Annotated in this window: 12 protein-coding genes, 20 tRNA genes and 3 rRNA genes; 32 read left to right on the top strand and 3 right to left on the bottom strand. The window is 42.7% G+C overall.

Going from position 1 to position 19,235, the window contains the following annotated elements; translation table 11 throughout:
• The first annotated feature begins 38 nt into the window (after window positions 1-38).
• The 7 genes from LJY09_RS24420 to LJY09_RS24390 all read left to right on the top strand — a co-directional run bounded on the left by LJY09_RS24420 (window position 39) and on the right by LJY09_RS24390 (window position 5,908).
• Window positions 39-752 carry a phosphoadenylyl-sulfate reductase gene (locus LJY09_RS24420; RefSeq protein ID WP_028412604.1) on the top strand — a complete coding sequence of 238 codons (714 nt, stop codon included), beginning with the start codon at window positions 39-41 and terminating at the stop codon, window positions 750-752.
• Between the two features lie 19 nt (window positions 753-771).
• Window positions 772-1,851 carry a sulfate permease gene (locus LJY09_RS24415; protein WP_028412603.1) on the top strand — a complete coding sequence of 360 codons (1,080 nt, stop codon included), beginning with the start codon at window positions 772-774 and terminating at the stop codon, window positions 1,849-1,851.
• Window positions 1,852-1,903: 52 nt separating this feature from the next.
• A complete protein-coding gene (sat, locus tag LJY09_RS24410) occupies window positions 1,904-3,055 on the top strand; it encodes a sulfate adenylyltransferase (protein ID WP_014457931.1) in 1,152 nt (383 codons plus the stop codon).
• Window positions 3,056-3,067: 12 nt separating this feature from the next.
• Window positions 3,068-3,667: an adenylyl-sulfate kinase gene (gene cysC / locus LJY09_RS24405; RefSeq protein WP_028412601.1), complete on the top strand. Its 600-nt coding sequence runs from the start codon at window positions 3,068-3,070 to the stop codon at window positions 3,665-3,667.
• Window positions 3,668-3,758: 91 nt separating this feature from the next.
• Complete coding sequence (gene cobA / locus LJY09_RS24400) at window positions 3,759-4,538, top strand: uroporphyrinogen-III C-methyltransferase (RefSeq protein ID WP_028412600.1); 780 nt, start codon at window positions 3,759-3,761, stop codon at window positions 4,536-4,538.
• Between the two features lie 13 nt (window positions 4,539-4,551).
• A complete protein-coding gene (locus LJY09_RS24395) occupies window positions 4,552-5,319 on the top strand; it encodes a sirohydrochlorin chelatase (protein WP_028412599.1) in 768 nt (255 codons plus the stop codon).
• Window positions 5,300-5,908, top strand: a complete 609-nt coding sequence (locus tag LJY09_RS24390) for an NAD(P)-binding protein (protein ID WP_047749626.1) — start codon at window positions 5,300-5,302, stop codon at window positions 5,906-5,908. The genes LJY09_RS24395 and LJY09_RS24390 overlap by 20 nt, the downstream gene beginning before the upstream one ends.
• 27 nt (window positions 5,909-5,935) lie before the next feature.
• Here the strand turns inward: LJY09_RS24390 and LJY09_RS24385 are convergent, their stop codons facing one another.
• The 3 genes from LJY09_RS24385 to LJY09_RS24375 form a co-directional block, all read right to left on the bottom strand.
• Window positions 5,936-6,613, bottom strand: coding sequence for an MgtC/SapB family protein (locus tag LJY09_RS24385; protein ID WP_013059577.1), 678 nt, complete (start codon window positions 6,611-6,613; stop codon window positions 5,936-5,938).
• A gap of 119 nt (window positions 6,614-6,732) precedes the next feature.
• On the bottom strand, window positions 6,733-8,319 hold the full coding sequence (locus LJY09_RS24380; protein ID WP_033580479.1) for an AMP-binding protein: 1,587 nt from the start codon (window positions 8,317-8,319) through the stop codon (window positions 6,733-6,735).
• A gap of 243 nt (window positions 8,320-8,562) precedes the next feature.
• Window positions 8,563-8,757: a hypothetical protein gene (locus LJY09_RS24375; protein WP_013059575.1), complete on the bottom strand. Its 195-nt coding sequence runs from the start codon at window positions 8,755-8,757 to the stop codon at window positions 8,563-8,565.
• A gap of 352 nt (window positions 8,758-9,109) precedes the next feature.
• Here LJY09_RS24375 and LJY09_RS24370 point away from each other — a divergent pair.
• The 25 genes from LJY09_RS24370 to LJY09_RS24250 all read left to right on the top strand — a co-directional run bounded on the left by LJY09_RS24370 (window position 9,110) and on the right by LJY09_RS24250 (window position 19,231).
• Window positions 9,110-10,661, top strand: a 16S ribosomal RNA gene (locus LJY09_RS24370).
• Window positions 10,662-10,886: 225 nt separating this feature from the next.
• Window positions 10,887-13,822, top strand: a 23S ribosomal RNA gene (locus LJY09_RS24365).
• A gap of 108 nt (window positions 13,823-13,930) precedes the next feature.
• A 5S ribosomal RNA gene (gene rrf, locus LJY09_RS24360) occupies window positions 13,931-14,046 on the top strand.
• The 16S, 23S and 5S rRNA genes sit together here with 20 tRNA genes alongside, the layout of an rRNA operon.
• Before the next feature lie 9 nt (window positions 14,047-14,055).
• Window positions 14,056-14,131 (top strand) — tRNA-Val (locus tag LJY09_RS24355).
• A 26-nt stretch (window positions 14,132-14,157) separates the two neighbouring features.
• A tRNA-Thr gene (locus tag LJY09_RS24350) sits at window positions 14,158-14,233 on the top strand.
• Between the two features lie 8 nt (window positions 14,234-14,241).
• Window positions 14,242-14,317 (top strand) — tRNA-Lys (locus LJY09_RS24345).
• Window positions 14,318-14,331: 14 nt separating this feature from the next.
• A tRNA-Leu gene (locus LJY09_RS24340) sits at window positions 14,332-14,413 on the top strand.
• A 23-nt stretch (window positions 14,414-14,436) separates the two neighbouring features.
• Window positions 14,437-14,511: transfer RNA gene (locus LJY09_RS24335), tRNA-Gly, on the top strand.
• Between the two features lie 14 nt (window positions 14,512-14,525).
• Window positions 14,526-14,614 (top strand) — tRNA-Leu (locus LJY09_RS24330).
• Between the two features lie 9 nt (window positions 14,615-14,623).
• A tRNA-Arg gene (locus LJY09_RS24325) sits at window positions 14,624-14,700 on the top strand.
• Window positions 14,701-14,704: 4 nt separating this feature from the next.
• Window positions 14,705-14,781, top strand: a tRNA-Pro gene (locus LJY09_RS24320).
• Between the two features lie 5 nt (window positions 14,782-14,786).
• Window positions 14,787-14,862: transfer RNA gene (locus tag LJY09_RS24315), tRNA-Ala, on the top strand.
• Between the two features lie 30 nt (window positions 14,863-14,892).
• A tRNA-Met gene (locus LJY09_RS24310) sits at window positions 14,893-14,969 on the top strand.
• 27 nt (window positions 14,970-14,996) lie between these two features.
• Window positions 14,997-15,089: transfer RNA gene (locus LJY09_RS24305), tRNA-Ser, on the top strand.
• A gap of 25 nt (window positions 15,090-15,114) precedes the next feature.
• Window positions 15,115-15,191: transfer RNA gene (locus LJY09_RS24300), tRNA-Met, on the top strand.
• Between the two features lie 4 nt (window positions 15,192-15,195).
• Window positions 15,196-15,271: transfer RNA gene (locus LJY09_RS24295), tRNA-Asp, on the top strand.
• A gap of 8 nt (window positions 15,272-15,279) precedes the next feature.
• Window positions 15,280-15,355: transfer RNA gene (locus tag LJY09_RS24290), tRNA-Phe, on the top strand.
• Window positions 15,356-15,365: 10 nt separating this feature from the next.
• Window positions 15,366-15,441 (top strand) — tRNA-His (locus LJY09_RS24285).
• 11 nt (window positions 15,442-15,452) lie between these two features.
• Window positions 15,453-15,526 (top strand) — tRNA-Gly (locus tag LJY09_RS24280).
• 6 nt (window positions 15,527-15,532) lie between these two features.
• A tRNA-Ile gene (locus LJY09_RS24275) sits at window positions 15,533-15,609 on the top strand.
• A gap of 3 nt (window positions 15,610-15,612) precedes the next feature.
• A tRNA-Asn gene (locus LJY09_RS24270) sits at window positions 15,613-15,687 on the top strand.
• Between the two features lie 3 nt (window positions 15,688-15,690).
• Window positions 15,691-15,781, top strand: a tRNA-Ser gene (locus LJY09_RS24265).
• A 20-nt stretch (window positions 15,782-15,801) separates the two neighbouring features.
• A tRNA-Glu gene (locus LJY09_RS24260) sits at window positions 15,802-15,873 on the top strand.
• A gap of 294 nt (window positions 15,874-16,167) precedes the next feature.
• The gene (gene glgB, locus LJY09_RS24255; protein ID WP_033579577.1) at window positions 16,168-18,129 is read left to right on the top strand and encodes a 1,4-alpha-glucan branching protein GlgB; all 1,962 of its coding nucleotides are present in this window, start codon (window positions 16,168-16,170) and stop codon (window positions 18,127-18,129) included.
• Window positions 18,080-19,231, top strand: coding sequence for a glucose-1-phosphate adenylyltransferase (locus LJY09_RS24250; protein WP_016765788.1), 1,152 nt, complete (start codon window positions 18,080-18,082; stop codon window positions 19,229-19,231). The genes glgB and LJY09_RS24250 overlap by 50 nt, the downstream gene beginning before the upstream one ends.
• The last annotated feature ends 4 nt before the right edge of the window (window positions 19,232-19,235 follow it).

Here is a 19,235-nt window from a genome sequence, read left to right as displayed (position 1 = left end):
TTGGATAACGCGGATAACTAAGAATTGGAGTGGAGAAAATGGCAGACTTATATACGTACGAAAACTGGAGCGATACATTTCCAGAGTTCGACAGTAAAGATGAAACAAAAGGAGCCCTTTCAGCATTGCAGTGGGCGTATGATACCTACGGAGATTCAATTATTTATGCGTCAAGCTTTGGGATCGAAGGAATCGTGTTAATTGATTTAATTTCAAAAGTGAAAAAAGACGCTGAAATTGTCTTTTTAGATACAGGCGTTCATTTTAAAGAAACATATGAAGTGATTGATGCAATTAAAGAACGCTTCCCTGATTTACGTATTCATATGAAAAAGCCGGATTTAACTCTTGCAGAACAAGCTGAAAAACATGGAGATGAGCTTTGGAAGAGTCAGCCTAACTTATGCTGTCAAATTCGAAAAATCATTCCGCTAAGAGAATCCCTTGCTCCTTATGATGCGTGGATTTCTGGTTTGAGACGCGAGCAGTCTGAGTCTCGTGCCAACACGAATTATTTTAATAAAGATGAGAAATTCAAGAAGGTGAAAGTTTGTCCGTTAATTCATTGGTCATGGAAAGAAATTTGGCGCTATGTGTATAAGCATGATTTGCCGTACAACAAACTTCATGATCAAGGCTACCCAAGTATCGGCTGTGAGCCCTGTACCGCACCTGCCTATAATGTAGACGATTTACGTTCAGGAAGATGGGCAGGTACACAAAAAGTTGAGTGCGGATTACACGAATCTTAAATACGAAAGAGCTGAATAAATGATGCTTTTATATGTTGCCTTTATCATTGCGCTTTTTTTTGCAATGAATATTGGGGCAAGCGGTGCAGCAGCTGCTATGGGCGTTTCATACGGCTCCGGTGCAATTAAAAAGCGAAGAGTGGCCCTGTTCATCTGTGCTGTAGGAATTGTGCTCGGAGCTGTTACCGGAGGCGGTGAGGTGGTAAAAACCATCAGTTCAGGTATCATACCTGAAAAACTGCTGTCAGTAGAATTAGTTATTATCATTCTGGCTGCTGCAACGCTGTCACTCTTTTTCGCGAATTTGATTGGTATCCCTCTATCAACAAGTGAAGTAACAGTTGGCTCAGTTGTTGGAGTAGGAGTAGCTTATCAATCTCTGTATGTAGAAAAACTTTTAATTGTCATGTCTTTTTGGATTATTGTTCCGCTAGTTTCATTTGTCATTGCTTTTTTGATTGGGAAAGTGATAAAACGCAGAGCGCATAAAAAAGAAGCAGAGGGAAAGTGGAAAAGAGTTTTAACGATTTTAGTTATAGCGACGGGATTCTTTGAAGCCTTCTCAGCTGGAATGAATAATGTGGCAAATGCTGTCGGTCCTCTAGTAGGAGCTGGGTTAATGGATGCTACAACGGGTGTCATAGCAGGAGGATTGGCGGTGGCACTCGGAGCTCTTTTACTAGGAGGCCGAGTTATTGAAACAAACGGAAAAAAAATTACTCGCTATTCTGTAGGGGAAGGCTGCATTATTTCAGGTACTGGTGCTTCTCTTGTTACAGCAGCTTCACTGTTTGGTTTGCCAGTACCGCTTACACAGGTCACTACGTCTTCTATTATTGGGATAGGCGCAGCGAAAACGGGATTTACGAAAGAACAGCGCGAAGTGGTCATTCAAATGTTAAAGGTTTGGGTGGTATCCCCTGTATTTTCACTCGTAATCTCATATGTTCTTGTGAAATTAGTACTTGAAAGCGACTTATATTCATTTGTGGTGCTAGCTAGTGGCTGCATTGCCACAGCAGGTGTTCTAAGCTTAGCTAGAACGACTAGAAGAAAAAGAGCAAGCTTGCAGTCGGAAAAAGAAAAAATGACTGCGTGATTCAATTGCTTTTTATTATATTGTGTTAATTACTTAAGGAGGATTTTACAAAATGACAACAATTCAAGCACACGGTGGAGAATTAATTAATTTATATCAACCAACATATGACTACACTTCACTAACAAAAGAAATTGAAGTAGACAACATGGCTCTAAGTGATTTAGAACTAATTGGGATTGGTGCTTACAGCCCAATTACGGGGTTTTTAGGAGAAAAAGATTATCAATCAGTTGTTGAAAATATGCGTCTAGCAGATGGAACTGTATGGAGTATTCCTATTACTCTTCCCGTAACAGAAGAGCAGGCTAAAGAATTAAACATTGGCGACAAAGTAAAACTAGTTCAAAGCGGTGTGACATATGGTGTTTTAGAAGTTTCTGAAGTATATACGCCAAATAAAGAAAAAGAAGCGGAAAATGTGTACCGCACAGCAGAACTTGCCCACCCTGGTGTGAAGAAAATGATGGAACGCCCAAATGTATATGTAGCAGGTCCAATCGTACTTGTAGAACGTACACCTAAAACGCGTTTTGAAAAGTATTACCTAGATCCAACTGAAACAAGAGCAGCATTTGAAGAGCGCGGTTGGAAAACGGTTGTTGGATTCCAAACTCGTAACCCTGTTCACCGTGCGCATGAGTATATTCAAAAAACAGCATTAGAAATTGTAGACGGCCTGTTTTTAAATCCACTTGTAGGAGAAACAAAGTCAGATGATATCCCAGCAGATATCCGTATGGAAAGTTATGAAGTACTTTTAGAGAACTATTATCCTAGCGATCGTGTAGCTTTGGCAGTTTTCCCTGCTGCAATGCGCTATGCTGGACCTAGAGAAGCTATTTTCCATGCAATGGTTCGAAAAAACTTTGGATGCACGCATTTCATTGTAGGCCGTGACCACGCTGGTGTTGGTGACTACTACGGAACATATGATGCACAAAAAATCTTCAGTAACTTTACGGCAGATGAATTAGGAATTACACCTTTATTTTTTGAACACAGCTTCTACTGCAAGAAGTGTGAAGCGATGGCATCAACGAAAACATGCCCTCACAGCAAGGAAGATCATATGATTCTATCTGGTACCAAGGTACGTGAAATGCTTCGTAACGGAGAAGTGCCACCAAGCACATTCAGCCGTAAAGAAGTAATTGAAGTGTTAATTAAGGGATTAGCAAAACAAAAAGTATCTTCAAAATAAGGAGCGGTTGAAGTGAGTAAATCAACAAACATTACGTGGCATGATGCTGGAATTACAAAACAGGAAAGACGCGAGCAAAATAATCATCACAGTTTTGTATTATGGTTTACGGGCCTTTCGGGTTCAGGTAAATCTACCGTAGCAAACGCAGTGGCAAAAGCGCTTTTTGATAAAAATATTCGCAATTATGTATTAGATGGTGACAATGTTCGTTTTGGCTTAAACAAGAATTTAGGGTTTTCTGCTGAAGATCGTACAGAAAATATTCGCCGTATCGGTGAGGTTTCTAAGCTGTTCGTAGACAGCGGTCAAGTGGTACTAACAGCATTTATCTCTCCATTCCAAGAAGATCGCGCTCAAGTGCGTGAGATCTTAGAGGGGAATGAATTTTTGGAAGTATACGTAGAGTGTCCGTTAGAAGAATGTGAAAAAAGAGATCCAAAAGGCCTTTACAAAAAAGCAAGAAGCGGAGAAATCCGTGATTTTACAGGAATTGATTCTCCCTATGAGTCACCTGCTAATCCTGAAGTAACAATTAATACAAGCACACAGTCTGTAGAAGAATGTGTACAAACTGTTATTGAATATTTATCTAACCGAAAATTCATCTAAATGACAGCGGACTTTGTCCGCTGTTCTAATTCAAATTAAAATTTGGGAGCGCTGCGGAGACGTGGAAATGATGGAAGGGTGAAAGGCATTCATGGGGAAAGTATATCTAGTCGGTGCAGGACCAGGAGATCCAGATTTAATTACATTAAAAGGGTTGAAAGCAATTCAGCAAGCAGATGTTATCTTATATGATCGTTTAGTGAATAAGGATCTGCTGGAGTATGCTAAAAGTAATGCTGATATTATTTACTGCGGAAAGCTTCCAAACTACCATACCCTCAAGCAAGAAACAATCAATAACTTTTTAGTGAAATTCGCTAAAAAGGGGAAAATTGTAACGCGCTTAAAAGGCGGAGATCCATTTGTTTTCGGACGCGGAGGGGAAGAAGCAGAAGCTCTCGTGCAACAGGGCATTTCATTTGAAATTGTTCCAGGAATTACATCAGGTATCGCAGCTGCTGCTTATGCAGGAATCCCTGTCACTCACCGGGAATACAGCGCAAGCTTTGCTTTTGTAGCAGGACACCGTAAAGACAGCGAGCATGATGCAATCAAATGGGATAGCCTAGCCAAAGGTGTAGATACTCTTGCCATTTATATGGGAGTGAGGAACTTACCGTACATTTGCCAACAGTTAATGGAACATGGAAAAACCTCAGCTACGCCAATTGCCTTGATTCACTGGGGCACATGTGCGGACCAGCGCACTGTAACTGGAACTCTTGGTACAATTGTTGATATTGTTAAAGAAGAACAAATTGAAAATCCCAGTATGATTATCGTTGGTGAAGTTGTAAATTTTCATGACCGATTGAATTGGTTTGAGAAGACTGGACAGCATTACTATTCGTATGCACAAGAAGCTTACTAAAGAGGTTGATTATATGGATGCAGTTTTATATGTTTGCCATGGCAGCCGCGTAAAAGAAGGCGCTGATCAGGCAGTTGCTTTTATTGAAAGATGTAAAAAAAATCTAGATGTACCGATTCAAGAAGTTTGTTTCCTAGAGCTAGCTTACCCTACTATTGAACAAGGATTTGAAGCGTGTATTGAACAAGGTGCTACTCGTATTGCCATTGTGCCGCTGCTGTTATTAACAGCTGCCCATGCAAAACATGATATACCTGAAGAAATACACAAAGTATATGAACGCTATCCACAAGTAGAAGTACTGTACGGAGAACCGTTCGGCGTAGACGAACGAATTGTTGATATCTTAGTAGAGAGAATCAATGAAACTAATGTGGATAAGCATGAAGATTCGATGGTATTGCTGGTCGGCAGAGGAAGCAGTGATCCTGCTGTAAAAAAAGATTTTAACGAAATAGCTCAACTGCTAAAAGGTAAAGGAGCTTTTAAAGAAGTGAGCACATGCTATTTAGCTGCCGCTGACCCTAATTTAAAAGAAGGGCTGCACCTTGCTAAACAAACTTCGTATAAGCAAGTATTCGTTCTCCCGTACCTTTTGTTTACCGGTATTTTAATGAACGAAATTAAGGAAGAATTGGAGCAGTTATCAACAGATGACCAGCAGTTTATCTTAGCAAACTACCTAGGTTATCATGATGGACTTGCACACATTTTAAGTCATCAAGTAAAAACGTTATTATCGAGCAGAGGAAATCAATACGATGTATACCGTTATGCTTGATTTAAAGGATCGTTCGGTCTTAGTAGTTGGAGGCGGAACAATCGCAACTCGTAGAATTAAAGGTTTTTTACAAGAAGGAGCAGCCATTACAGTGGTTGCTCCAACTGTTTCAGCTGAAATAAATGAGTGGGAAGCTAAGAATCAGCTGTGTGTAAAAAGAAAAAAAGTAGGAGAAGAAGACTTACTTAATGTTTTTTTTATTGTTGTAGCTACAAATGATAAAGCTGTGAATAAGTTCGTTAAGCAGCATATTAAAAATGATCAGTTGGTTAATATGGCCAGCGGTTTTTCCGATGGAAATATTCAAATTCCTGCACAGTTTTCTAGAGGGAGATTATCGCTAGCAATATCCACAGATGGCGCTAGTCCTTTGTTGACAAAACGAATAAAAGAAGAATTATCTTCGAATTATGATGAGAGTTACACACAGTATACACAGTTTTTGTACGAATGCAGAGTTCTTATCCACAGATTGAATGTGTCAAAGAGCCGTAAACATGAGTTGTTAACAGAAATTATCGATGATCAATACCGGCTGTCTCTAGTAAAACAGAGGGAATTTTTACAACAGATTGAAAAATATAAATAAAAAAACGGCCAATTGGCCGTTTTTCATTTATACATTTTCAACTTCAATGCTACGAATACCGCTGATTTTTTGAATCTCGTAATACACTTCTGTAGTAGGACGCTGATTATTAACTGACACTTTCATACGTATATATAATTCATTGGTGTCTAAATCTTTGATTCGAATATTTTTTATTGTAATATTCTTTTCTCTAATGCTGTTAGTTGTATCAAAAATATTGTGCTTATCAGCCAGCTTAAGTTGAAGAATAAGCTCTTTCTCGCGCAGTTGCCTAGGCCCTAGAATAGTAATAAGGAAAGGGAGAAGTTCAACGCTGATGATGAGCAGTACAACTCCGGTAATGGCTTCGGGATAAAACCCTGCACCTACAGCAATACCTATACCTGCTGCCCCCCAGATAATAGCGGCTGTTGTAAGCCCAGAGATGCTGTCATTTTCTTTTCGTAAAATAACACCCGCTCCTAAAAAACCAATTCCAGAAACAATTTGAGCAGCCAGACGAAGCGGGTCCATTGTGATATGATCACCTTTATTAAAAATTTGAGAAGACTCAATCGAAACAATCGTGAGTAAACAGCTAATAATGGAAATTACGAGAGATGTTTTTAAACCAACAGGCTTTCGTTTTAGTTCCCTTTCAATTCCAATAATAAGACCAAGTACAGCAGAAATACCTAATTTGAGCAACATTTCATTTTCCATTATTTTCACCTATTTCAATAGACATTGTTGTTTATATCTGTATGAAAGAAGAAAAACAGATATGTATCAGTATAGTAAACTTTTCTTCATAATGACAGGTGAAATTCGAAAAAATCTGATTATTTATAAAGCGCTACGATCGTTTCTTTTAATTTATATTTTTGAATCTTGCCGGATGCCGTCATGGGAAAGTCGTCTATAAAATAAATATGTTCGGGAATTTTGAAATGAGCAAGCTTACCTTTGCAAAAGTCTTTGATTTCTTGAGCGGTAAGAAAAGAATCTTGCTTGAGTTTAATGCATGCAGCAACTCGTTCTCCATACTTTGGATCAGGAATACCGACAATTTGCACATCTTCTACCTCGGGTAATCTATATAAAAACTCTTCAATTTCTCTTGGGTAAATGTTTTCTCCACCTCTAATAATCATATCTTTTAGACGTCCTGTAATTTTTACATAGCCATCTTTATCGATGGTAGCTAAATCTCCTGTATGTAGCCAGCCCTCTACAATTGTTTTTTCTGTTTCTTCCGGCATTTTGTAATATCCTTTCATTGTTAAATATCCTTTTGCACAAAGTTCTCCTTGTTCTCCAAAAGAAGCTTGTTTACCTGTAATTGGATTAATAATTTGAATCTGTACATGATCATGTACTTTGCCAACCGTTTGTACTCGCCGCTCGATAGAATCAGTTGGGGTTGTTTGGGTGATTACAGGAGATGTTTCGGTTTGACCATAGGCGATGGTAATTTCGCTGATACCCATGTCATTTATGACTCGTTTCATTACTTCTGCTGGACAATTAGAACCAGCCATGATTCCTGTGCGAAGAGTAGATAAGTCATATTGATTAAACTCAAGTGCATTTAATTCCGCAATAAACATAGTTGGTACACCGTGAAGCGCTGTACATTTTTCTTTCTCTACGGTGCGTAAAACAGAGGAAGGCTGAAATTCAATAATCGGTAGCATAGTAGCACCTACGGATACGCATGCTAGAACGCCCAGTACACATCCAAAACAATGAAAGAAAGGAACTGGGATGCATAAGCGGTCTTCGTTAGTCAGTTTCATAGACTGAGCAACTAAAAAGCCGTTATTTACTATATTATGGTGACTTAGCATAACTCCTTTTGGAAAACCTGTTGTTCCGGAAGTATATTGCATATTGATAACTTCATGGATATGTAGGGATTGCTCATACTTATCGAGCACCTCATCCGATACCATTGAGCTACTCATTAAGAACTCGTTCCAAGAAGTATGTTCGCTTGATTCACTTAAGTTTATAAGATGTTTTAGATTGGGAAGATTATGTTCAATACCGGTGATAATAGACGTATAAGAAGTGCTTTTAAATTCATCAATGAAAAATAGCGCTGCTGTATCAGAATGCCTCAATACATACTCTAATTCAGAGGATTGGTAGCTTGTATTAAGGGTAACCAAAACAGCGCCTATTCTAGCTGCTGCGAATTGCAGAAGTAACCATTCCGGCACATTTGTAGCCCAGATAGCGATATGATCGCCTTTTTTGAGACCGGTGGCTAGAAGTGCCTTTGCAACTCGAGAGGTTTCTTGATAAAACTCTGCGTACGTATAGCGAATATTTTGTTCAGAGTAGATAACCGCTTCTTGATGCCCAAACTTTTTTGTACTTTCTTTTAAAAGTTCTCCAACCGTTACTTCAAGCAATGGTTTCATTTGGTTTCCTCCTTGAATAATGTTAAAGTATATATGAAAGCGTTTTCTAAAAGTAGTTTATCAAATTTAAAGAAAGTGTTCCAAAAAATCATTCGACAAATTCCTTCACTGTCCATCGCACGTATGAAGAAGGGGGGAGCTGAGTTTATCGTATTGATTTCAATAAGTAAGTATACCGAATGCGAATATTGTAATAAAATAAAGAAATGTCTCCTTATTATAAGAAGACAACGTAACATCATGTTAATAAAGAATGGTATAAAAATATGAAGTAAACAAACAAAAAATCATGCTGAATGTTGAAAGTGAAATAAATGAAAGGCCGTTGACTTTGCCTTCTTTATTAGACATTTGAATTGATTCCCAATAAGCAAGTGAAATTAAGAGAATAGACATACAAAAGGACAAATAGAGTGCAGCTGCAATTAAGGTATCCAAGTGAACGCCTCCTTGGCGGATAATGATTTAATAGACATTATGCTAGCTTAGGTCTAGATATGCTAGTATCTATTAATTGGCTAACGTTTCGTGTACAAGAAAATAGTTTTTAAAAATATATCGAAAAACTATTGCACAATAAAAGAAGGCATGGTATATTATTAAATGTCGCTAAGATGAACTGCTAAAGCAAACATCGAAGTGATAAACAAATAAAAAACTTGTTGACAACTAGATTGCAACTTGTTATGATGGTAAAGTCGCTTAAGAGCGGCGGTTGAACTTTGAAAACTGAACAAAGCGACAAACGTCAACGTTAATTTTTATTTTTTAAATGAGCAAGTCAAACATTTCTTCGGAGAGTTTGATCCTGGCTCAGGATGAACGCTGGCGGCGTGCCTAATACATGCAAGTCGAGCGAACTGATTAGAAGCTTGCTTCTATGACGTTAGCGGCGGACGGGTGAGTAACACGTGGGCAACCTGCCTGTAAGACTGGGATAACTTCGGGAAACCGAAGCTAATACCGGATAGGATCTTCTCCTTCATGGGAGATGATTGAAAGATGGTTTCGGCTATCACTTACAGATGGGCCCGCGGTGCATTAGCTAGTTGGTGAGGTAACGGCTCACCAAGGCAACGATGCATAGCCGACCTGAGAGGGTGATCGGCCACACTGGGACTGAGACACGGCCCAGACTCCTACGGGAGGCAGCAGTAGGGAATCTTCCGCAATGGACGAAAGTCTGACGGAGCAACGCCGCGTGAGTGATGAAGGCTTTCGGGTCGTAAAACTCTGTTGTTAGGGAAGAACAAGTACGAGAGTAACTGCTCGTACCTTGACGGTACCTAACCAGAAAGCCACGGCTAACTACGTGCCAGCAGCCGCGGTAATACGTAGGTGGCAAGCGTTATCCGGAATTATTGGGCGTAAAGCGCGCGCAGGCGGTTTCTTAAGTCTGATGTGAAAGCCCACGGCTCAACCGTGGAGGGTCATTGGAAACTGGGGAACTTGAGTGCAGAAGAGAAAAGCGGAATTCCACGTGTAGCGGTGAAATGCGTAGAGATGTGGAGGAACACCAGTGGCGAAGGCGGCTTTTTGGTCTGTAACTGACGCTGAGGCGCGAAAGCGTGGGGAGCAAACAGGATTAGATACCCTGGTAGTCCACGCCGTAAACGATGAGTGCTAAGTGTTAGAGGGTTTCCGCCCTTTAGTGCTGCAGCTAACGCATTAAGCACTCCGCCTGGGGAGTACGGTCGCAAGACTGAAACTCAAAGGAATTGACGGGGGCCCGCACAAGCGGTGGAGCATGTGGTTTAATTCGAAGCAACGCGAAGAACCTTACCAGGTCTTGACATCCTCTGACAACTCTAGAGATAGAGCGTTCCCCTTCGGGGGACAGAGTGACAGGTGGTGCATGGTTGTCGTCAGCTCGTGTCGTGAGATGTTGGGTTAAGTCCCGCAACGAGCGCAACCCTTGATCTTAGTTGCCAGCATTTAGTTGGGCACTCTAAGGTGACTGCCGGTGACAAACCGGAGGAAGGTGGGGATGACGTCAAATCATCATGCCCCTTATGACCTGGGCTACACACGTGCTACAATGGATGGTACAAAGGGCTGCAAGACCGCGAGGTCAAGCCAATCCCATAAAACCATTCTCAGTTCGGATTGTAGGCTGCAACTCGCCTACATGAAGCTGGAATCGCTAGTAATCGCGGATCAGCATGCCGCGGTGAATACGTTCCCGGGCCTTGTACACACCGCCCGTCACACCACGAGAGTTTGTAACACCCGAAGTCGGTGGAGTAACCGTAAGGAGCTAGCCGCCTAAGGTGGGACAGATGATTGGGGTGAAGTCGTAACAAGGTAGCCGTATCGGAAGGTGCGGCTGGATCACCTCCTTTCTAAGGATTTTTACATGACGTACGTTTTGACACTTTGTTCAGTTTTGAGAGTTCAATCTCTCAATTATAGAAAGCACACTACTTTCTTCTTATTAGATAAGAAGAATTTTGGTTGCGATTGTTCTTTGAAAACTAGATAACAGTAATTGCTGAGGAAAAGTGAAACTTTTCTTTAATCAAACCAATAAATAACACAACTTTATGTTGTACCATTTATTCGCTAATGGTTAAGTTAGAAAGGGCGCACGGTGAATGCCTTGGCACTAGGAGCCGATGAAGGACGGGACTAACACCGATATGCTTCGGGGAGCTGTAAGTGAGCTTTGATCCGGAGATTTCCGAATGGGGAAACCCACTGTTCGTAATGGAACAGTATCTTTATCTGAATACATAGGATATTGAAGGCAGACCCGGGGAACTGAAACATCTAAGTACCCGGAGGAAGAGAAAGCAAATGCGATTTCCTGAGTAGCGGCGAGCGAAACGGAATTAGCCCAAACCAAGAGGCTTGCCTCTTGGGGTTGTAGGACACTCTATACGGAGTTACAAAGGAACGAAGTAAATGAAGCGACCTGGAAAGGTCCGTCGAAGAAGGTAACAACCCTGTAGTTGAAACTTCGTTCCCTCTTGAGTGGATCCTGAGTACGGCGGAACACGTGAAATTCCGTCGGAAGCTGGGAGGACCATCTCCCAAGGCTAAATACTACCTAGTGACCGATAGTGAACCAGTACCGTGAGGGAAAGGTGAAAAGCACCCCGGAAGGGGAGTGAAAGAGATCCTGAAACCGTGTGCCTACAAGTAGTCAGAGCCCGTTAACGGGTGATGGCGTGCCTTTTGTAGAATGAACCGGCGAGTTACGATCCCATGCAAGGTTAAGCTGATAAGGCGGAGCCGTAGCGAAAGCGAGTCTGAATAGGGCGTTTAGTATGTGGTTGTAGACCCGAAACCAGGTGATCTACCCATGTCCAGGGTGAAGTTCAGGTAACACTGAATGGAGGCCCGAACCCACGCACGTTGAAAAGTGCGGGGATGAGGTGTGGGTAGCGGAGAAATTCCAATCGAACCTGGAGATAGCTGGTTCTCTCCGAAATAGCTTTAGGGCTAGCCTCATGTTGTGAGAGTCTTGGAGGTAGAGCACTGATTGGACTAGGGGCCCCCAACGGGTTACCGAATTCAGTCAAACTCCGAATGCCAAAGACTTATCCATGGGAGTCAGACTGCGAGTGATAAGATCCGTAGTCAAAAGGGAAACAGCCCAGACCACCAGCTAAGGTCCCCAAGTATACGTTAAGTGGAAAAGGATGTGGAGTTGCTTAGACAACCAGGATGTTGGCTTAGAAGCAGCCACCATTTAAAGAGTGCGTAATAGCTCACTGGTCGAGTGACTCTGCGCCGAAAATGTACCGGGGCTAAACGTATCACCGAAGCTGTGGATTGACATCTTTGATGTCAGTGGTAGGAGAGCGTTCTAAGTGCTGTGAAGTCAGACCGTAAGGACTGGTGGAGCGCTTAGAAGTGAGAATGCCGGTATGAGTAGCGAAAGACAAGTGAGAATCTTGTCCACCGAATGCCTAAGGTTTCCTGAGGAAGGCTCGTCCGCTCAGGGTTAGTCGGGACCTAAGCCGAGGCTGAAAAGCGTAGGCGATGGCCAACAGGTTGATATTCCTGTACCACCTCCCCGCCGTTTGAGTAATGGGGGGACGCAGTAGGATAGGGTAAGCGCGCTGCTGGATATGCGCGTTCAAGCAGTTAGGCTGATGAGTAGGCAAATCCGCTCATCATAAAGGCTGAGCTGTGATGACGAGGGAATTATAGTACCGAAGTTCCTGATTCCACACTGCCAAGAAAAGCCTCTAGCGAGGCGGGAGGTGCCCGTACCGCAAACCGACACAGGTAGGCGAGGAGAGAATCCTAAGGTGATCGAGAGAACTCTCGTTAAGGAACTCGGCAAAATGACCCCGTAACTTCGGGAGAAGGGGTGCTCTGGTAGGGTGTATAGCCCGAGAGAGCCGCAGTGAATAGGCCCAGGCGACTGTTTAGCAAAAACACAGGTCTCTGCGAAGCCGCAAGGCGAAGTATAGGGGCTGACGCCTGCCCGGTGCTGGAAGGTTAAGAGGAGGGGTTATCCTTTGGGAGAAGCTCTGAATCGAAGCCCCAGTAAACGGCGGCCGTAACTATAACGGTCCTAAGGTAGCGAAATTCCTTGTCGGGTAAGTTCCGACCCGCACGAAAGGCGTAACGATCTGGGCACTGTCTCAACGAGAGACTCGGTGAAATTATAGTACCTGTGAAGATGCAGGTTACCCGCGACAGGACGGAAAGACCCCGTGGAGCTTTACTGTAGCCTGATATTGAATTTTGGTACAGCTTGTACAGGATAGGTAGGAGCCTGAGAAGCCGGAGCGCTAGCTTCGGTGGAGGCGTCGGTGGGATACTACCCTGGCTGTATTGAAATTCTAACCCGCGGCCCTGATCGGGCCGGGAGACAGTGTCAGGTGGGCAGTTTGACTGGGGCGGTCGCCTCCTAAAATGTAACGGAGGCGCCCAAAGGTTCCCTCAGAATGGTTGGAAATCATTCGTAGAGTGTAAAGGCACAAGGGAGCTTGACTGCGAGACCTACAAGTCGAGCAGGGACGAAAGTCGGGCTTAGTGATCCGGTGGTTCCGCATGGAAGGGCCATCGCTCAACGGATAAAAGCTACCCCGGGGATAACAGGCTTATCTCCCCCAAGAGTCCACATCGACGGGGAGGTTTGGCACCTCGATGTCGGCTCATCGCATCCTGGGGCTGTAGTCGGTCCCAAGGGTTGGGCTGTTCGCCCATTAAAGCGGTACGCGAGCTGGGTTCAGAACGTCGTGAGACAGTTCGGTCCCTATCCGTCGTGGGCGTAGGAAATTTGAGAGGAGCTGTCCTTAGTACGAGAGGACCGGGATGGACACACCGCTGGTGTACCAGTTGTCTTGCCAAAGGCATCGCTGGGTAGCTATGTGTGGACGGGATAAGTGCTGAAAGCATCTAAGCATGAAGCCCCCCTCAAGATGAGATTTCCCATAGCGCAAGCTAGTAAGATCCCTGAAAGATGATCAGGTTGATAGGTCAGAGGTGGAAGCGTGGCGACATGTGTAGCTGACTGATACTAATCGATCGAGGACTTAACCAAACTTTAAAAGTGTAAGCTTTACTCAGCAAACTGTTATCTAGTTTTGAAAGAATAAATCTTTCGAAAAAAGTATTGCTTTCTTTATATAATAGTGTATAATATAATATGTCTGGTGGCGATAGCGAAGAGGTCACACCCGTTCCCATACCGAACACGGAAGTTAAGCTCTTTAGCGCCAATGGTAGTTGGGACTTTGTCCCTGTGAGAGTAGGACGTTGCCAGGCTTTTATATCGGAGGATTAGCTCAGCTGGGAGAGCACCTGCCTTACAAGCAGGGGGTCGGCGGTTCGATCCCGTCATCCTCCACCATCGACTATTTAAGTCAGAGATTGCACGCCGGTGTAGCTCAATTGGTAGAGCAACTGACTTGTAATCAGTAGGTTGGGGGTTCAAGTCCTCTTGCCGGCACCATTTTTTTCGAGCCATTAGCTCAGTTGGTAGAGCATCTGACTTTTAATCAGAGGGTCGAAGGTTCGAGTCCTTCATGGCTCACCATTTAATATTCACACGCGGGTGTGGCGGAATTGGCAGACGCGCTAGACTTAGGATCTAGTGTCTTACGACGTGGGGGTTCAAGTCCCTTCACCCGCATCTTTACTTAATTTCATATATGCGCGGAAGTAGTTCAGTGGTAGAACACCACCTTGCCAAGGTGGGGGTCGCGAGTTCGAACCTCGTCTTCCGCTCCACGTATATAAGTCCTGCCGGGGTGGTGGAATTGGCAGACACACAGGACTTAAAATCCTGCGGTAGGTGACTACCGTGCCGGTTCAAGTCCGGCCCTCGGCACCATTTTAATAAGCGCCCGTAGCTCAATTGGATAGAGCGTTTGACTACGGATCAAAAGGTTAGGGGTTCGACTCCTCTCGGGCGCGCCATAAACGGGAAGTAGCTCAGCTTGGTAGAGCACTTGGTTTGGGACCAAGGGGTCGCAGGTTCGAATCCTGTCTTCCCGACCATTTATGGGGCCTTAGCTCAGCTGGGAGAGCGCCTGCCTTGCACGCAGGAGGTCAGCGGTTCGATCCCGCTAGGCTCCACCAATTAAACTGAATAATTGTAATGAATAATATGGCGGTGTAGCTCAGCTGGCTAGAGCGTACGGTTCATACCCGTGAGGTCGTGGGTTCGACTCCCTCCGCCGCTACCATATAAGTTACATTTGTTATAAATATACGGAGGAATACCCAAGTCCGGCTGAAGGGATCGGTCTTGAAAACCGACAGGGGTGTTAAAGCCCGCGGGGGTTCGAATCCCTCTTCCTCCGCCATTTATTTATATCATATTCATATCATCGCGGGGTGGAGCAGTTCGGTAGCTCGTCGGGCTCATAACCCGAAGGTCGCAGGTTCAAATCCTGTCCCCGCAACCAAAGTGGTCCCGTGGTGTAGCGGTTAACATGCCTGCCTGTCACGCAGGAGATCGCGGGTTCGATTCCCGTCGGGACCGCCATTTTATTTGGCTCGGTAGCTCAGTTGGTAGAGCAAAGGACTGAAAATCCTTGTGTCGGCGGTTCGATTCCGTCCCGAGCCACCATTTTAAGACGGCGATTGTGGCGAAGTGGTTAACGCACCGGATTGTGGTTCCGGCATTCGTGGGTTCGATTCCCATCAGTCGCCCCATCTTAAGTAACGCGGGTGTAGTTTAGTGGTAAAACCTCAGCCTTCCAAGCTGATGTCGTGAGTTCGATTCTCATCACCCGCTCCAAATAATGGGCCTATAGCTCAGCTGGTTAGAGCGCACGCCTGATAAGCGTGAGGTCGGTGGTTCGAGTCCACTTAGGCCCACCATATTCCACAGTAGCTCAGTGGTAGAGCTATCGGCTGTTAACCGATCGGTCGTAGGTTCGAGTCCTACCTGTGGAGCCATACGGAGAAGTACTCAAGTGGCTGAAGAGGCGCCCCTGCTAAGGGTGTAGGTCGTGTAAGCGGCGCGAGGGTTCAAATCCCTCCTTCTCCGCCAGTCGTTTTAAATTTAAATATGGCCCGTTGGTCAAGCGGTTAAGACACCGCCCTTTCACGGCGGTAACACGGGTTCGAATCCCGTACGGGTCATCTTAAAAAGGTTTGCATATATGCAAACCTTTTTTTATTTGCGCTTTTTTAAAGATTAAGTAAACAGGAATAATAGTTAGGAATAATTACCATGAATTTTCAGAATAAAAAGTAAGTTTTAAGCAGGATTTTCCCTATATCATATGGAATTATTCATAAAGTAATAAAGTATGAAGAGTATGGAATAAAGAGTAATTTTAGAGAACATTTATTCTATTATATTTGTAGAAAAGGTTTATGTTTTTACTATAAAAGGGAATGAGTGGTAAGAAGCGTATATTATGTGCGTATATTATGTTTGAAGTTAAAGGGGTGGCAAAAGTGAATCTAGCGGTTCAGCCTACTGAATTTGATGTTCATTTGTATCACGAAGGAAACTTATTTCGCAGTTACTCTATTTTCGGTGCGCATCAGGTAACGGTAGAAGGAATTGAAGGCGTACGATTTTGCGTGTGGGCACCTCATGCAAAGGGTGTAAGCGTTGTAGGTGATTTTAATAAATGGAACGGTTTTCAACATTCAATGGTTAAAGTTAATGAAGAAGGTATTTGGATGACATTTATCCCTGAATTAGAACAAGGGACTATTTATAAATATGAAATCATCACACAAAGCAATCAAAAAAAATTAAAAGCAGATCCATACGCTTTCTTCAGTGAAGTGCGTCCAAACACTGCGTCTATTGTTTACTCATTGGATGGGTACAAATGGAACGACCAATATTGGCGTAGAAAGAAAAAACAGCAAAATATATATGAAAGACCACTGTGTATTTACGAGCTGCATGCAGGGTCTTGGAGGACTCATGAAGATGGCAGCCTTTATACATACAGTGAATTAGCACAGGAGCTTATTCCTTATATTGCTGAACAAGGTTTTACACATATTGAGTTATTACCAGTCATTGAGCATCCGCTCGACCGATCCTGGGGATATCAAGGAACTGGATACTATTCTGCTACCAGTCGATACGGTACACCCAAAGAGTTGATGAACTTTATAGATGAGTGTCATCAAAATAATATAGGCGTTCTTTTAGACTGGGTACCCGGGCATTTTTGTAAGGATGAACATGGTCTGTATATGTTCGATGGAGAACCTACTTATGAATACAAAAAAGAACCCGACCGTGAAAACTATGTTTGGGGAACAGCTAATTTCGATTTAGGCAAGCCTGAAGTACAAAGTTTTCTCATTTCGAACGCTTTGTTTTGGTTGGAGTACTTCCACATAGATGGATTTCGAGTAGATGCTGTAGCTAATATGCTTTATTGGCAAAATTCTTCTGGAAAAGCAGTAAATGATGGAGCTGTCAGCTTCTTAAAAAAATTGAATGAAGCTGTTTTTAAATCTGATGAAACGATATTAATGATGGCAGAAGATTCAACGGATTGGCCCCTTGTTACAGCACCTACGTATGAGGGCGGTTTAGGCTTTAATTATAAGTGGAACATGGGATGGATGAATGACGTTTTAACGTACATGGAAGCTGGCGTGGAAAGACGTCCCTATCTTCACGATAAAATGACCTTTTCACTAATGTATGCGTTTAACGAAAACTTTATTTTGCCGCTTTCTCATGATGAAGTCGTACATGGGAAAAAATCATTGCTTAATAAGATGCCAGGTGATTACTGGCGCAAGTTTGCACAGCTTCGACTGCTATATGGATATTTCTTTGCACACCCTGGAAAAAAGCTTTTATTTATGGGCGGAGAGTTTGGCCAATTTGATGAGTGGAAAGATTTAGAAGAGTTAGACTGGATGCTTTATGACTTTGACATGCATCGCAATCTTAACGGGTATATGAAGGATCTCATCAAGATTTATAAAAGAAGCAAGCCTTTATATGAATTAGACCATAATCCAGATGGATTTGAATGGATTGATGTTAACAATCATCATCAACAAATTTTCTCCTTTATTCGCAAGTCGAAAGAAAATCAGGAGATTTTTATAGTTGTTAGCAATTTTTCTGAGCATCCATATCATTCTTACAAAGTTGGAGTTCCAGTTGAGACAGAGTACATTGAAGTGATTAACAGTGATGACGAAGTGTACGGCGGTTCAGGCATTGTAAATAAAAAGGCATTAAAATCAGTGGATGAATCGTTTCACGGTCAACCTTTTTGCATTGAAATGAATATTCCGCCGTTTGGCATTAGTATACTACGAGCAAAGAGAAAACGAGGGGAGAGAAAACAACATGTTAAAAAAGAAATGCGTAGCGATGTTATTGGCAGGAGGAAAAGGTAGTCGGCTAAGTTCGCTTACAAAAAATCTAGCAAAGCCAGCTGTACCATTTGGTGGTAAGTACCGAATTATTGATTTTGCTTTAAGTAATTGTACAAATTCAGGTATTGAAACAGTAGGTGTATTAACACAATATCAACCGCTAGTTCTCAATTCATACATTGGAATTGGAAGCGCTTGGGATTTGGACCGACGGAATGGTGGCGTCACAGTATTGCCTCCATACGCGGAGTCAGATGGAGTAAAGTGGTATAAAGGCACGGCTAGCGCTATTTATGAAAATTTAAACTATTTGACACAATATGATCCTGAGTACGTACTGATTCTATCAGGTGATCACATTTATAAAATGAACTATGAAAATATGCTTGATTATCATATAAACAAAGAAGCAGATGTAACGATTTCTGTTATTGAAGTACCTTGGGAAGAAGCGAGCCGTTTTGGTATTTTAAATACAAATAGTGACCTAGATGTAATGGAGTTCGATGAAAAGCCACAGCGTCCTAAAAATAATCTAGCTTCTATGGGGATTTATATTTTTAAATGGAGTATTTTAAAAGAATATTTAGAAATGGATGCACGCAATCCATACTCAAGCCATGATTTTGGTAAAGATGTTATTCCGCTTTTACTAGATGAAAAGAAAAAGCTAATTGCATATCCATTCCAAGGTTATTGGAAAGATGTAGGAACTGTAAAAAGCTTATGGGAAGCGAATATGGATTTGTTATGTGATAAAGACGAGCTTAATTTATTTGACTCTTCATGGAAAGTATACTCTGTTAACCCTAATCAGCCTCCTCAATATATTGCGCCAAACGCCTGCGTGGTGGAGTCATTAGTAAATGAAGGGTGCGTTGTCGAAGGAAACGTAGAGCAGTCCGTGTTATTTCCAGGTGTACAAATCGGTTCAGGTTCTGAAGTTAAGAAAACGGTTGTCATGCCTACTGCAAAGATAGGCTCTAACGTATATATTGAAAACGCAATTGTTCCATCGGACATTGAAGTTCCAGACGGTACTATCATTCGACCGACCAAAGGAAGCGAAGAAGTAATTCTTGTTACTCAAGAATTGATTGAATCAGTTGCTAAATGCATTTAACGAA

It is taken from the genome of Priestia sp. J2, assembly GCF_020790095.1.
Classification (GTDB): Bacteria; Bacillota; Bacilli; order Bacillales; family Bacillaceae_H; genus Priestia; species Priestia zanthoxyli.
The sequence above is the reverse complement of the archived record's forward strand: the minus strand, read 5'-3'. Positions and strand labels throughout refer to the sequence as shown.

Excerpts from the sequence above, each read along its gene's own strand:
- sat (WP_014457931.1), top strand. The coding sequence starts at position 1,904 with ATGACAACAATTCAAGCACACGGTGGAGAATTAATTAATTTATATCAA.
- LJY09_RS24420 (WP_028412604.1), top strand. The coding sequence starts at position 39 with ATGGCAGACTTATATACGTACGAAAACTGGAGCGATACATTTCCAGAG.
- LJY09_RS24385 (WP_013059577.1), bottom strand. The coding sequence starts at position 6,613 with ATGGAAAATGAAATGTTGCTCAAATTAGGTATTTCTGCTGTACTTGGT.
- glgB (WP_033579577.1), top strand. The coding sequence starts at position 16,168 with ATGTTTGAAGTTAAAGGGGTGGCAAAAGTGAATCTAGCGGTTCAGCCT.
- cobA (WP_028412600.1), top strand. The coding sequence starts at position 3,759 with ATGGGGAAAGTATATCTAGTCGGTGCAGGACCAGGAGATCCAGATTTA.
- LJY09_RS24415 (WP_028412603.1), top strand. The coding sequence starts at position 772 with ATGATGCTTTTATATGTTGCCTTTATCATTGCGCTTTTTTTTGCAATG.
- LJY09_RS24390 (WP_047749626.1), top strand. The coding sequence starts at position 5,300 with ATGTATACCGTTATGCTTGATTTAAAGGATCGTTCGGTCTTAGTAGTT.
- LJY09_RS24250 (WP_016765788.1), top strand. The coding sequence starts at position 18,080 with ATGTTAAAAAAGAAATGCGTAGCGATGTTATTGGCAGGAGGAAAAGGT.
- LJY09_RS24395 (WP_028412599.1), top strand. The coding sequence starts at position 4,552 with ATGGATGCAGTTTTATATGTTTGCCATGGCAGCCGCGTAAAAGAAGGC.
- LJY09_RS24380 (WP_033580479.1), bottom strand. The coding sequence starts at position 8,319 with ATGAAACCATTGCTTGAAGTAACGGTTGGAGAACTTTTAAAAGAAAGT.